A 13,672-nucleotide genomic window follows, 5' to 3' on the forward strand; every position below is an offset into this window, starting at 1 on the left:
CGGGTGAGGGGATTGCTGGAGCGCATCGCACCCCCCTATCCTCCCCGTCAAGGGGAGGACGCATCGTTCAGCATTCGTTGATGAATTTCCTTCGTGTCCTTAGTGTCCTTCGTGGTTAAACTGCCGACAGACTGAATTCAACGACGGACATGGGATACGACTGATGAGCAAGATGACCGAGATCGAGGGCCAGTTGCAGGTGCGTGGGGCGCGCTTTGCGTTGCTGGTGGCGCGCTTCAACAGCTTCGTGGTGGAGAGTCTGGTGGCCGGTGCGGTGGACTGTCTGAAGCGCCACGGCGCCCAGGAGCAGGACCTGCACATCGTGCGCGTGCCCGGGGCCTTCGAGATGCCGCTGGCGGCGAAGCGCCTGGCGGCTTCGAAGAAGTACGATGCCATCATTGCGCTCGGTGCCGTGATCCGCGGTGGCACGCCACATTTCGAGTACGTCGCCGGCGAATGCATCAAAGGCCTGGCCAGCGTCGGCATGGAGTTCGACGTCCCACTCGCCTTCGGCGTGCTGACGGTCGACAGCATCGAACAGGCCATCGAGCGCGCCGGCACCAAGGCCGGTAACAAGGGCGTCGAGGCGGCCATGTCCGCCATCGAGATGATCGACCTGCTCAAACAGTTGGAGTCCTGATGGCCGCTGGCACCGTCTCGGGTTCCAGCCGGCGGTTCCCGGCCGCCGCGCGCAGCAAGGCGCGGCGGCTGGCCATGCAGGCGGTCTATCAATGGCAGATGACCGCGCACGATGCGACCGATATCCTGGCCCAGTTCCTGACCGACGCGGACAACCGCGGTGCCGACACGGAGTATTTCGAGGTGCTGGTGCGCGGCGTGGTACAAGGTCACGCCACGCTGGACGCGTTGCTCGCACCGGTGCTGGCGCGGCCGCTGGACGAGGTCGATCCCGTCGAGCGCGCCATGCTGCGTGTCGCCGCCTTCGAACTGCAGCAATGTCTGGACGTACCCTACCGTGTCGTGCTCAATGAGGCCGTGGCGCTGACCAAGAAGTACGGTGCCGAGCAGGGCCATACCTTCGTCAACGCAGCGCTCGATCGACTTGCGCGCGACCTGCGTGCGGTGGAGATGCGCGGCTGATTTGAGATCGGGTCTGTTTCAACCACGAAGGACACCGAGGACACGAAGGAAAATCTCCAATCAATGTAAAAGCGGGAATGCCCTCTTCCTTGCGGGAGAGAGCCGGGGTGAGGGGGCTGTCGGAACGTGTCGCACCCTTCCCCTGTCCTCCCCATCAAGGGGAAGGGAACTCGTCGTTCCGCATGCGTTGATGAATTTCCTTCGTGTCCTTGGTGTCCTTTGTGGTTAATCGTTTTCAACCGCGAAGAACCCCCATGCCGCTCGCCGAATTCTCCCTCATCGACCGTTACTTCGCCGCGCGGGCCCACCGGCGCGGTGACGTCGCGCTGGGTATCGGCGACGACGCGGCCGTGGTGGACGTGGCGGTGGGCGAGTCGCTGGTGGTCGCGGTGGATACCTTGGTGGCGGGCGTGCACTTCCCACATGACACCGTGCCGGCCGATATCGGTCACAAGGCGCTCGCCGTCAATCTCAGCGATCTGGCGGCGATGGGTGCGGACCCGCGCTGGGCGACGCTGGCGCTGACGCTGCCGCGGGCGGAGGAGGGCTGGGTGGCCGGTTTCGCGGACGGCTTCTTCGCCTTGGCCGAGCGTTTCCAGGTCGAGCTGATCGGCGGCGATACCACCCGTGGACCGCTGACGGTATCGGTACAGATCATGGGCACCGTGCCGGCCGGCCAGGCCCTGCGGCGTGCCGGTGCGCGGCCGGGCGATCGCATCTTCGTGACCGGCACGCTCGGTGCTGCCGGGGTGGCGCTGCGGCACCTGCAGGCCGGCGGTGCCGCCGATGTGGAACCCTGGCCCGCGCTGCTGGCGCGCCTGCGCCGGCCGGAGCCACGCGTGGCGGCGGGCGTGGCGCTGCGCGGTCTGGCCAGTGCGGCCATCGACATTTCCGACGGTCTGGCCGCGGATCTCGGTCATGTGCTCACGGCGGGCGCTGTCGGTGCGACTGTGTGGGTCGATCGTCTGCCACGCGCCACGGCCTTTCGCCAGGTCGTGGCGGCGGGTAGTCCCGACTGGCACGGCCTGCCGCTCGCGGCCGGCGACGACTATGAGTTGTGTTTCACCGTACCCGCTGCACACGTGGCTGCCGTTGCCGCCCGCCTGGATGGACTGGCGGTGACGGAGATCGGGGTGATCGAGGCGCAGCCGGGCCTGCGCTGCGTCCGCGACGACGGGCGTGCGTTTCGCCTCGAACGGGAAGGCTATGTACATTTCACCTGAGCGCAATCGCGCCTGCCGACGGTCGCGATGAGCCCGCCGCCAGCCATCCCTGCGCGGCTGTTACGCGACCCCGGCCATTTCCTGGCGCTTGGTTTTGGCAGCGGGCTGGTGCCGCGTGCGCCCGGCACCTCCGGCACCCTGGCGGCGATCCCGGTCTATCTGTTGTGCGCGACGCTGCCACCGTGGTTCTATCTGCTGGTGCTGGGGGCGGTGTTCGTACTGGGGATCTGGCTGTGCGGGCGTACGGCGCGCGCTCTCGGGGTGCACGACCATCCGGGTATCGTCTGGGACGAGGTGGTCGGCTATCTGGCGACCATGGCGTTCGCGCCCCCGGGCTGGCTGTGGATCGCCGCCGGCTTCGTCTGCTTCCGGCTGTTCGACATCCTCAAGCCCTGGCCGATCTGCGTACTCGACCGCCACGTCCACGGTGGGTTGGGGATCATGCTCGACGACCTGGCCGCCGGCATCGCGGCGGCACTGACGCTGCTGCTGCTAGTACCGTTTGTTTAGGGGTGAGGCGTGAGGCGTTAGGCGTGAGGCGTAAAACCCAATGATTTTTGGCCACGGAAGCACACGGAAATACACAGAAAAAATACTATTGCAAAGCCCTCTCGGGACCAACTGATGAGACCTTACATGTAAAAGCCCAGGTGGTAACCGGGCAGCTTGCTTGCTGGGATTTTACAATAGCCCTTTTCCGTGTATTTCCGTGTGCTTCCGTGGCTAAAAAGGGGTTTATCTTTTACGCCTCACGCCTCACGCCTCACTCCCCATCCTTGTCGTTCACGATCATCGCGTACGCCGAGTGGTTGTGGATGGACTCGAAGTTTTCTGCCTCGACCACGTAGGCACCGATACGCTCGTGAGCGTTCAGGCGGGCGGCGACGTCGCGTACCATATCTTCGACGAACTTGGGGTTGTCGTAGGCGCGTTCCGTGACGTACTTTTCGTCGGGGCGTTTGAGCAGTCCGTAGAGCTCGCAGGAGGCCTCCTGCTCGACGATGTCGATGAGCTCCTCGATCCACATGAATTCCCGGGTGCGCACGTCGATGGTGACATGCGAGCGCTGGTTGTGCGCACCGCGGGCGGAGATCTTCTTGGAGCAGGGACACAGGCTGGTGACCGGCACCACGACCTTGATGTTCATCCGCGGCTCACCGTTGCGGATCTCGCCGATGAAGGTGACGTCGTAATCCATCAGACTCTGCACCCCGGACACCGGCGCGGACTTGTTGACGAAATACGGGAAGCGCATCTCGATATGCCCGGCCTCGGCCTCCAGGAGCTCGGCCATCTCCGCGAGCATCTCCTTGAAGGACTGCACGGTGACCTCGCGCTCGTGGCGGTTGAGGATCTCCACGAAGCGTGACATGTGCGTGCCCTTGAAGTTGTGGGGCAGGTTCACGTACATGTTGAAGGTGGCGATGGTGTGCTGCTCGCCGCCGGAACGGTCGGCGACGCGCACCGGGTGGCGGATGTCCTTGATGCCCACCTTATCGATGGCGATGTGGCGCGTGTCGACGCGGGCCTGCACGTCTTCCATCTCCTCGGGCATCTCCCCGGGCACCTCCTCGGACATCTCAGTGGCCGTTTCTGCAGGGGGGCGATTGATCGGTGTGGGCTGGCTCATGCGGCTTCCTCGACATAGCGGACGCAGGCGCGGTCGGTCTCCCACAGGGTGACCGAGTGGACCCGGATACGGTCGTCGTTCAGGGCCTGCGCCAGTTCGCGGTAGAAATACGCCGCGATGTTTTCGGCGGTCGGATTGATCTCGGTGAACGGCGCCAGATCGTTCAGGTAGCGGTGGTCGAGGCGGTCACCGATGGTGCGTGCGGCGTTTCTGATGACCTTGAAATCCACGCCCATACCGACTGCGTCGAGGGCGCGTGCGACCACTTCCACCTCCACCTTCCAGTTGTGGCCATGCATGCGCGCACAGGCGCCCGGATAGTCGCGCAGGGTGTGCGCAGCGGCGAACTCGGTCAGTACTTTGAGGGTATAGCTACCGGCCACGTGGGGTAATTCCTGAGTAAATAACTACGATATTAGGCGACTGACCCCGTCGACACAATCGACGGTACCCGGGCCGGACGCGTCCGGCTCACCCAGGTGGTGGCGAATGGCGGCCTCGATGCCGGCCGCATCCAGTCCGCAGCCGGCCAGCAACTGTTCCCGGCCGCCGTGCTCGATGAAGCAGTCCGGCAGACCCAGATTCAGCATCCGCACGGCCAGTCCCTGCGCGGCCAGCCATTCGTTCACGGCGCTGCCGGCGCCGCCCGCGACCGCGTTCTCTTCGATGGTGACGAAGTCCGCATGACTGGCGGCGAGCTTCTGCAGCAGGACCGTGTCCAGCGGCTTCACGAAACGCATGTTCACCAGGGTGGCGTCGAGTCGCTCCGCGACCTGCTCGGCCGGTGCCACCATGCTGCCGAAGGCGAGCAGGGCGATCTGCCGGCCCTGGCGGCGCAGTTCGGCGCGGCCCAGCGGCAGCGGTTCCAGTGCCGCGTCGATGGGCACGCCCGGACCGCGGCCGCGCGGATAACGCACCGCCGCCGGTCCCGGGTGGCGCTGTGCGGTGCACAGCATGCGCCGGCACTCGTTCTCGTCGGCCGGCGCCATGACGACCAGGTTGGGTACACACCGCAGATAGGATAGATCGAAGCTGCCGGCGTGGGTGGGGCCGTCGGGGCCGACCAGACCGGCGCGATCGATGGCGAAGGTGACGGGCAGATTCTGCAGGGCGACGTCGTGGATCAGTTGGTCGTAGGCACGCTGCAGGAAGGTGGAATAGATCGCCACCACCGGATGCAGGCCCTGGCAGGCGAGTCCGGCGGCCAACGTCACGCTGTGCTGTTCGGCGATGCCGACATCGAAATAGCGCTGCGGAAAGCGTTCCGAGAACGCGACCAGACCCGAGCCCTCACGCATCGCCGGCGTGATCGCGACCAGCGACGGGTCGTGCTCGGCCATGGCGCACACCCAGTCGCTGAAGACCTCGGTGTAGGTCGGTCCGCTACTGGCGGCCGGCGGCGCCGTGCCCGTCGTCGGGTCGAATTTGTTCACACCGTGGAAGGCGCAGGGATTAGCCTCGGCCGGCGCATAGCCCTTGCCCTTGCGGGTGACCACGTGCAGCAGCTGCGGGCCGGACAGTGCGCGCACATTCCGCAGCGTCTTCACCAGGCTGGGCAGATCGTGGCCATCGATGGGGCCGAGGTAGTTGAAGCCCATCTCCTCGAACAGCGTGCCGGGCACGACCATGCCCTTCATGTGCTCCTCGGCACGGCGCGCGAGTTCGCGTACCGGCGGCAGCGCCTCCAGCACCTTCTTGCCGCGCTCGCGCATGGACGCATAGGCGCGGCCCGACAGCACCCGCGCGAAGTAGTTCGACAGCGCGCCGACATTCGGCGAGATCGACATGTCGTTGTCGTTGAGGATCACCAGCAGGTTCGCATCCAGATCACCGGCGTGGTTGAGTGCCTCGAAGGCCATACCGGCGGTCATGGCGCCGTCGCCGATGATGGCGACGGCCTTGCCCTCGTTGCCGGCACGTGCCATGGCGATGGCCATGCCCAGCGCCGCGCTGATGGAGGTGCTGGAATGGCCGACGCCAAAGGCGTCATAGGGGCTTTCGTCGCGCTTGGGGAAACCCGCGAGCCCGCCCTGCTGGCGCAGCGTCGCCATGCGCGCACGCCGGTCGGTGAGGATCTTGTGCGGATAGCTCTGGTGGCCGACATCCCAGACCAGCCGGTCAGCGGGGGTGTCGTAGACATAGTGCAGGGCGATGGTCAGCTCCACGGTGCCAAGGCCTGCGGCCAGATGCCCGCCGGTACGGCTGACGCTCTGGATCAGGAACTCCCGCAGTTCGTGCGCCAGCACCGGCAGTTGGGCCTCGGCGAGCTGCCGCAACTGGTCGGGGGTGTCGATCTGGTCGAGTAGGGGAAAGGGCTTGGGGCCGGTCATGAGCTGTGTACACCACTGGAACCGGACATTATCCCGGGTGGCGCAGGCACATTCAAACTATAAAAACCATTCCAGCCCCGAAAGCACACGAAAACTACTGAAACAAAAGACTTTAATAGGGCAGTACGGATGCGCTTGCGGGTGTCGGGGTGCCTGTTATGGAGGTGTGTACCCGCGTCCGGGCCTGCCCGGTGGGTGTCGTGTCGGATGCGGCTTTTCGGTGCAGACAATGGCCGGGTCGTTGGGGGGTGTGACCCCGGATTGATTCAGGGGTTGATCAGGCGTTGATCCGAGGCCGATCAGGGGTGTCGATCAGGGGTGTCGATCAGGGATCGGTCGCCCCGGGCCACTCAGCGCCCCCGTTGCACGATGAGGTCGGCCAGACCGCGCAGGGGCTCGGCCTCGGGGCCGAAGCCGGCCAGCGCCGTGTGGGCAGCGGCGTGCAGTTCAGCGGCGCGCCGGCGGGCGCCATCCAGACCGAGCAGGGCGGGATAGGTGGGTTTGTCGCGGGCGCTGTCGGCACCGGCGACTTTGCCCAGGGTGGCGGTGTCGCCGACCATATCGAGGATGTCGTCCTGGATCTGGAAGGCCAGACCGATGCATTTGGCATACCGGTCCAGCCGGTCCAGACGGGCCTCGTCCGGCCGGTCCACGCACAGGGCGCCGAGCAGCACGCTGGCACGGATCAGCGCACCGGTCTTGTGGATATGCATATCCTCGAGCTGGGCGATATCCAGGGTCTGACCGACTGCGGCGAGATCAATGGCCTGCCCCCCGGCCATGCCGCGCGAACCGGAGGCCACCGCCAGGGTATCGATCATGCGCAGGCGGATCGTCGGCGCAACATCCAGCTCCGGAGCGTGGGCAAGGACGTGAAAGGCCTGGGTCTGCAAGGCGTCGCCGGCGAGGATCGCAGTGGCCTCGTCGAATGCGCGATGGCAGGTCGGTCGCCCGCGCCGCAAATCGTCGTCGTCCATGGCCGGCAGGTCGTCGTGCACCAGCGAGTAGGCGTGGATGAGTTCGACCGCACAGGCCGGTGCATCCAGGCGTGCGTCGGGCGCGTCCAGGGCCGCACCGGCGGCGTAGGTCAGCAGCGGTCGGATGCGCTTGCCGCCGCCGAGCACGGCATAACGCATCGCCTGGTGCAGGCGCGCGGGGTGGGTGTCGCCGGCAGGCAGACAACGGTCCAGGGCGGCCTCGACCCGCCGCAGGTGGGTCGCGGAGAATGCCGCCAGCGGAGTTGTCGCCGTGCGGTTGTCCACCTCAGGCATCGTCGCCTTCGAAGGGCACGATCTGCTCCGTTTCACCCTGTCGGAGCAGTTGCTCGACCTTCTGCTCGGCCTGGGCCAGCGCCTCCTGGCAGGTGCGCATGAGCTGGATGCCACGCTCGAAGGAGGCCAGGGCGGCTTCCAGGCTGAGGTCGCCCTGTTCCATCTTCTCCACCAGCCCCTCCAGTTCCTGGAGTGACTGCTCGAAGGGGGGCGTTTCGCTGCGTTTCTTGGCCAAGATCGGGGGTCCGGGATGACGGCAGGCGCCTACGGTACCCCGCTCGGCGAGACCGGTCAACGCGCTACCCCGACAGTGTCCGGAAGCAAGCCCTGTCAGCCATTTGGCTGTGAACAGGCCCCGGTCGGCAGTTGTCTCGCTGCAGTCCGCGGGGTAGAGTCGATGGCCTTCGCGGCAACCCCCGCGGCAACCCCCGACAACCCTGGGCGGCTGTGGTTGACACTGTGGAGGGGGGTGCCTAGAATCTGTACGGAGTTTAGACAAAGTCTAAATCTGGTTCCGGGCACCGGCCCGCCGCCGAATTTTTCAGGAGGACGTCACCATGGCAAATCTGAAGGGCAGTAAGACCGAAGAGAACCTCAAGGCCGCGTTTTCGGGCGAGTCCCAGGCCAACCGCCGCTATCTCTATTTCGCATCCAAGGCCGACGTCGAGGGCTATAACGACGTCGCGGCCGTGTTCCGCTCCACCGCCGAAGGCGAGACCGGGCACGCGCATGGCCACCTGGAATACCTGGAGGCGGTGGGTGACCCTGCCACCGGCCTGCCGATCGGCGGCACCGCGGACAATCTGAAGGCCGCCATTGCGGGCGAGACCTACGAGTACACCGACATGTATCCCGGCATGGCCAAGGGTGCGCGCGAGGAAGGTTTCGATGAGATCGCGGACTGGTTCGAGACCCTGGCCAAGGCCGAGCGCTCCCACGCCAACCGCTTCCAGAAGGCGCTGGATCAGTTGGATAAATAAACCAGGTACTAGGGTCTAGGTGCTAGGGACGAGGCAAAACCCTTACTTCGCACCTAGGACCTAGAGCCTAGAACCTAGGACCTGAATTTATGCCCACACGCGAAGGTAGTCTCGAAGCGCCGCAGCGACACGCCCTGGATTGGCGTAACCCGGGCTTCTACGACGAGGCGGACCTGTTCAAGGAGCTGGAGCGGGTATTCGACATCTGCCACGGTTGCCGGCGCTGCTTCAACCTCTGCAACGCGTTTCCGACGCTGTTCGACGCCATCGACGCCTCGGACACGCTGGAGCTCGACGGCGTCGCGCGGCCGGTCTACTGGGAGGTGGTCGATCACTGCTACCTGTGCGACCTGTGCTTCATGACCAAGTGTCCCTACGTGCCGCCGCATGAATGGAACGTCGACTTCCCGCATCTGATGCTGCGTGCCAAGGCGGTCAAGTCCCGTCAGGGTAAGGTGCGCGGCCGCGATAAGCTGCTGACCTCCACCGATCTGGTCGGCTCACTCGCCGGTATCCCGGTGGTGGCGCAGGTGGTCAACGCGGCCAACCGGTCCCGGCCGGCGCGTGTGCTGCTGGACAAGGTGCTGGGCGTGCACCCGGATGCGATCCTGCCCGAATATCACAGCACCACGCTGCGCAAGCGTCTGCGCGGCCATCGGCCCAAGGCCGTCGAGCCACAGTCTGCCGGACCCACCCGCGGCAAGGTGGCACTGTTCACGACCTGCTACGGCAACTACAACGAACCACAGATCGGCGCCGATCTGGTCGCCGTGTTCGAGCACAACGACATCCCTATGCGGACGGTTGGCAAGGAGCGTTGCTGCGGTATGCCCAAGCTGGAGCTCGGGGATTTCGAGGCCGTGGCCGCTGCCAAGGACGTCAATATCCCGCAGTTGCTCGAACTCATCGACGCCGGCTGGGATATCGTCGCACCGGTACCCTCCTGCGTGCTGATGTTCAAGCAGGAGCTGCCGCTGATCTTCCCCGACGACGCCGATGTCGCCCGGGTGCGCGACAACATCTATGACCCGTTCGAGTATCTGATGCTGCGCCACCGGCATGGCAAGCTGAAGACGGATTTCAAGCATCCGCTCGGTACCGTGGCCTATCACGTGGCCTGCCATCTGCGGGTACAGAACATCGGCCTGAAGACCCGCGAGCTGCTGGCACTGGTGCCGGAGACGCAGATCCAGACCATCGAGCGCTGCTCGGGCCACGACGGCACCTACGCGGTGAAGCGTGAGTTCCACGAGGTCTCGATGCAGATCTGCAAACCGGTGGTCAAGCGTGTGACCCAGGCGAATGCCGATCACTACAGCAGTGATTGCCCCATGGCCGGGCATCAGATCGAGAACGGCCTGCGCGACGGCCGTGCGCCCGAACATCCGTTGACGCTGCTGCGGTATGCCTACGGCCTGTAGGCGGGCGTAGGGTGCATGGCGGCGCAGAGAGCGCGCACCAGACAGACCGACTGACGCCCACGGTGCGTCAGGCTGCGCCTCGACGCACCCTACGCTGCTGCCAAAAACTGGAGCCCATCATGAGTGCCGCGAAACTGACCCGAGAAGATCTCTACAGCCTGGAGAAGTACGCCGAGGTACGCAGCGAGTTCCGCGCCCGCGTGCTCGCCCACAAGCGCGACCGCAAGGTGGCCATCGGGCCGCTGGCCACGCTGTATTTCGAGGATCGCCTGACCATGCAGTATCAGGTCCAGGAGATGCTGCGCGTGGAGCGCATCTTCGAGGCCGCCGGCATCCAGGATGAGCTGGATACCTACAACTCGCTCATTCCCGACGGCAGCAATTGGAAGGCGACCTTCATGATCGAGGTGCCGGACGAGACCGAGCGGCGGCGGGCGCTGGCCCGTCTGGTCGGCATTGAGGACCGTGTCTGGGTGCGGGTGGGCGACGCCGAGCCCGTCTATGCCATTGCAGACGAGGACCTGGAGCGTGCGGACACGGAGAAGACCTCGGCCGTCCACTTCATGCGTTTCGAACTCACGCCGGCCATGGTCGCGGCCGCCAGACAGGGTGCCGCTATTGGCATGGGTATCGACCATCCCGAGTACCAGCATGACGTCGCGGCAATCCCCAACGGGGTGCGGGCCTCGCTGCTGGCAGATCTGGCGTGAGTCCCGGGTTCGCTACGGGAAAGGCACGAACAGGATATTTGCGGTAAATCCCACCATCAGGCTGATTCCAGCCCGCGAGCACCGCGCCGAGTCTCTCTTGAGTCATCGTTGGCTCCAGAACTGCACGGAAGAGGCTGCTGCTGAAGAATCCACATGCATGGCATGCAAGGTTTGGGGGATTATGTTCCGTGTGTTTCCGTGGCCGATGGCTTGGTCCATCCACCATCGGCCCCCCCTCCCGATTGTGGCCGCCCGCAATCCCTCTTAGAATGCCGGCTTCCTGCCAAGAGGAGATACGGCAATTCTCAGCTTCCAGCGTTCATCCCTCATCCGTCTGGTCGGTGTGGCAGCCGCCAGTCTGGGCGTGTTGCTGCCGGTGTCCGTGCCGGCCGAGGAAGGTCCGCAGATCCCGTTCGTCGAGCGTGAGCCCTGGAAGGAACAGGCGGTCGAGTTGCCGCCTTATCCCGACGGCCAGCACTATGTGAGTGTGCCGCTGCAGATCGCCGGCTCCCGTCTGGAAATGTCCATCGACGAGCCCTCACTGGTCATCGGTGAGGACGGCGTGGTCCGCTATGTCATGCTGCTGCGGGCACCCGGTGGCAGCGAGAATCTCTTCTACGAGGGCATCCGTTGTTCGACACGGGAATGGCGCACCTATGCCTATGGTGACAGCGCCGGCACCTGGCGCACCATCGAGGGAGGAGAGTGGGCGCCGATCCGCAATCTCGGCGTCGAGCGCTACCGCGAACGTCTGTACCGCTATTATCTCTGTGATCCCGCCATGGGTACGCTGCGTCGGGCGGAGATGCTCAGGCGTATGCGCTACGGTCTGCCCTCTGATGATCGCTTTCATTGAGCCTGGAAAAATCCTTTCAGCCACGGAAGCACACGGAAGACGCCGAAATGAAACCACGTCGTGAAGCGCTGCCTCGGCACCTGGCGGGTGACTTGGGCTGTCGTGGGAGGCCTGTGATCCTGTCCGTGTTCTTCCGTGTGCTTCCGTGGTAATCAAGTTTTGTGGGTTGATATGACTTCCAATTACGACGCCTCCGCCATCGAAGTACTCAGCGGCCTGGACCCGGTGCGTAAGCGCCCGGGCATGTATACCGATACCACGCGCCCCAACCATCTGGCCCAGGAAGTCATCGATAACAGCGTCGACGAGGCCATCGCCGGCCATGCGAAACGCATCGAGGTGACGGTCTACAAGGATGGCTCGCTGGAGGTGCGTGACGACGGCCGCGGTATGCCGGTGGACACCCATCCTGAAGAGGGTGTGCCCGGTGTCGAGGTGATTCTCACGCGCCTGCACGCCGGCGGTAAGTTCTCCGCCAAGAGCTACCAGTTCTCCGGTGGCCTGCACGGTGTCGGCGTGTCGGTGGTCAACGCGCTGTCGAAGCGGCTCGATGTGTGGGTGCGGCGTGGCGGCAAGGAATACCATATCGCCTTCGCCAGCGGCGAGAAGATCGCCGAGCTGACGAAGATCGGCACCGTCGGCCGGCAGAACACCGGGACCAGCGTGCGCTTCTGGCCTGATCCAAGCTATTTCGACTCACCGAAATTCTCCATCCCGCGGCTGAAGCATGTGCTGCGCGCCAAGGCAGTGCTGTGCCCGCGGCTGCGCGTGCTGTTCCACGACGAGGCCAGCGGCGAGCGCGAGGAGTGGTATTACGAGGGCGGCCTGCGCGATTACCTGGTCGATGCACTGGCCGGTGCCGAACGGCTGCCGGAGGAGCCGTTCGTCGGCAACCTCGTCGGCAACCGCGAGGCTGCGCAGTGGGCGGTCGTGTGGCTGCCGGAGGGGGGCGAGCTGGTCGGCGAGAGCTACGTGAACCTCATCCCGACGACGCAGGGCGGTACCCATGTGAATGGTCTGCGCACGGGCCTCACCGAGGCGATCCGTGAGTTCTGCGAGTTTCGCAATCTGCTGCCGCGCGGCGTGCGTGTCACCCCCGAGGATGTCTGGGACCGCTGCAGTTACATCCTTTCGGTGAAGCTCGCCGATCCACAGTTCTCGGGCCAGACCAAGGAGCGCCTGGGCTCGCGCGAGTGTGCGGCCTTCGTCTCTGGCGTGGTCAAGGACGGCTTCAGCCTGTGGCTGAACCAGCACACCGAACTGGGTGAGCGTATCGCCCAGCTCGCCATCGCCAACGCCCAGACCCGGCTGCGCGCCGGCAAGAAGGTGGTGCGCAAGAAGGTTACCAGCGGGCCGGCGCTGCCGGGCAAACTGGCGGACTGTACCTCCGACGATACGGGGCACACCGAGTTGTTCCTGGTGGAGGGTGATTCCGCCGGTGGCTCCGCCAAGCAGGCGCGCGACCGCGAGTTCCAGGCGATCATGCCGCTGCGCGGTAAGATCCTGAACACCTGGGAGGTGGATTCCGCCGAGGTGCTGGCCTCGCAGGAGGTGCACGATATCTCGGTGGCCATCGGCGTCGATCCCGGTTCCACGGACCTGAAGGGCCTGCGCTATGGCAAGGTCTGCATCCTCGCCGATGCCGACTCGGATGGCGCGCACATCGCCACACTGCTGTGTGCGCTGTTCCTGCGCCACTTCCAGCCGCTGGTGGACGCCGGTCATATCTACGTCGCCATGCCGCCGCTGTACCGCATCGACGTCGGCAAGCAGGTGTTCTATGCGCTGGACGATGCCGAGCGGCAGGGGGTGCTCGACCGCATTGCCGCCGAGAAGATCAAGGGCAAGATCGGCGTGCAGCGCTTCAAGGGTCTCGGTGAGATGAACCCGCTGCAGCTGCGCGAGACCACCATCAATCCCGATACCCGCCGACTGGTGCAGCTTACCCTGGATGCCGCCGACGGCACCCATCAGATCATGGACATGCTGCTTGCCAAGAAGCGTGCCGCCGACCGCCGCGCCTGGCTGGAACGCAAGGGTGACCTGGCCGAGGTCTGAGTGCCGGTGATCATACCCCCTGCCCACTGCGGCCGTCCCTGAATGAACCCCGAACCCCGAACCCCGAATCCCGAATCCCGAATCCCGAATCC

General features: G+C 65.1%; 14 protein-coding genes. 9 read left to right on the forward strand and 5 right to left on the reverse strand.

The window, feature by feature from the left end:
- Window positions 1–172 precede the first annotated feature (172 nt).
- From ribE to K8I04_03260, 4 genes are all read left to right on the forward strand, one after another.
- Complete coding sequence (ribE, locus tag K8I04_03245) at window positions 173–640, forward strand: 6,7-dimethyl-8-ribityllumazine synthase (GenBank protein MBZ0070738.1); 468 nt, start codon at window positions 173–175, stop codon at window positions 638–640.
- Complete coding sequence (nusB, locus tag K8I04_03250) at window positions 640–1,101, forward strand: transcription antitermination factor NusB (protein ID MBZ0070739.1); 462 nt, start codon at window positions 640–642, stop codon at window positions 1,099–1,101. The genes ribE and nusB overlap by 1 nt, the downstream gene beginning before the upstream one ends.
- 254 nt (window positions 1,102–1,355) lie before the next feature.
- Window positions 1,356–2,324 (forward strand): thiamine-phosphate kinase, encoded by a 969-nt coding sequence (gene thiL / locus K8I04_03255; GenBank protein ID MBZ0070740.1) that lies wholly within the window; start codon window positions 1,356–1,358, stop codon window positions 2,322–2,324.
- 27 nt (window positions 2,325–2,351) lie between these two features.
- Window positions 2,352–2,834, forward strand: coding sequence for a phosphatidylglycerophosphatase A (locus K8I04_03260; protein ID MBZ0070741.1), 483 nt, complete (start codon window positions 2,352–2,354; stop codon window positions 2,832–2,834).
- Between the two features lie 253 nt (window positions 2,835–3,087).
- On the opposite strand, the gene folE2 is transcribed toward K8I04_03260, so the two are convergent.
- The 5 genes from folE2 to K8I04_03285 form a co-directional block, all read right to left on the reverse strand.
- Window positions 3,088–3,903 carry a GTP cyclohydrolase FolE2 gene (gene folE2 / locus K8I04_03265; protein MBZ0070742.1) on the reverse strand — a complete coding sequence of 272 codons (816 nt, stop codon included), beginning with the start codon at window positions 3,901–3,903 and terminating at the stop codon, window positions 3,088–3,090.
- A 47-nt stretch (window positions 3,904–3,950) separates the two neighbouring features.
- Window positions 3,951–4,337 (reverse strand): 6-carboxytetrahydropterin synthase QueD, encoded by a 387-nt coding sequence (queD, locus tag K8I04_03270; GenBank protein ID MBZ0070743.1) that lies wholly within the window; start codon window positions 4,335–4,337, stop codon window positions 3,951–3,953.
- A gap of 24 nt (window positions 4,338–4,361) precedes the next feature.
- The gene (gene dxs / locus K8I04_03275; GenBank protein ID MBZ0070744.1) at window positions 4,362–6,284 is read right to left on the reverse strand and encodes a 1-deoxy-D-xylulose-5-phosphate synthase; all 1,923 of its coding nucleotides are present in this window, start codon (window positions 6,282–6,284) and stop codon (window positions 4,362–4,364) included.
- Window positions 6,285–6,634: 350 nt separating this feature from the next.
- Window positions 6,635–7,555, reverse strand: a complete 921-nt coding sequence (gene ispA, locus K8I04_03280; protein ID MBZ0070745.1) for a (2E,6E)-farnesyl diphosphate synthase — start codon at window positions 7,553–7,555, stop codon at window positions 6,635–6,637.
- A complete protein-coding gene (locus tag K8I04_03285; GenBank protein ID MBZ0070746.1) occupies window positions 7,548–7,790 on the reverse strand; it encodes an exodeoxyribonuclease VII small subunit in 243 nt (80 codons plus the stop codon). The genes ispA and K8I04_03285 overlap by 8 nt, the downstream gene beginning before the upstream one ends.
- A 322-nt stretch (window positions 7,791–8,112) precedes the next feature.
- Here K8I04_03285 and K8I04_03290 point away from each other — a divergent pair, with 322 nt between their 5' ends.
- The 5 genes from K8I04_03290 (at window position 8,113) to parE (ending at window position 13,580) form a co-directional block, all read left to right on the forward strand.
- Entirely contained in the window at window positions 8,113–8,535 is a 423-nt protein-coding gene (locus K8I04_03290) for a rubrerythrin family protein (GenBank protein ID MBZ0070747.1), read from the forward strand.
- Window positions 8,536–8,624: 89 nt separating this feature from the next.
- Entirely contained in the window at window positions 8,625–9,956 is a 1,332-nt protein-coding gene (locus K8I04_03295; GenBank protein MBZ0070748.1) for a Fe-S oxidoreductase, read from the forward strand.
- 119 nt (window positions 9,957–10,075) lie between these two features.
- A complete protein-coding gene (locus tag K8I04_03300) occupies window positions 10,076–10,666 on the forward strand; it encodes a DUF3501 family protein (GenBank protein MBZ0070749.1) in 591 nt (196 codons plus the stop codon).
- 343 nt (window positions 10,667–11,009) lie between these two features.
- Entirely contained in the window at window positions 11,010–11,522 is a 513-nt protein-coding gene (locus tag K8I04_03305) for a CNP1-like family protein (GenBank protein MBZ0070750.1), read from the forward strand.
- 171 nt (window positions 11,523–11,693) lie between these two features.
- Window positions 11,694–13,580: a DNA topoisomerase IV subunit B gene (gene parE, locus K8I04_03310; GenBank protein ID MBZ0070751.1), complete on the forward strand. Its 1,887-nt coding sequence runs from the start codon at window positions 11,694–11,696 to the stop codon at window positions 13,578–13,580.
- The last annotated feature ends 92 nt before the right edge of the window (window positions 13,581–13,672 follow it).

Source organism: Gammaproteobacteria bacterium (assembly GCA_019911805.1).
In the GTDB taxonomy this organism is placed as follows: domain Bacteria; phylum Pseudomonadota; class Gammaproteobacteria; order Thiohalobacterales; family Thiohalobacteraceae; genus JAHJQQ01.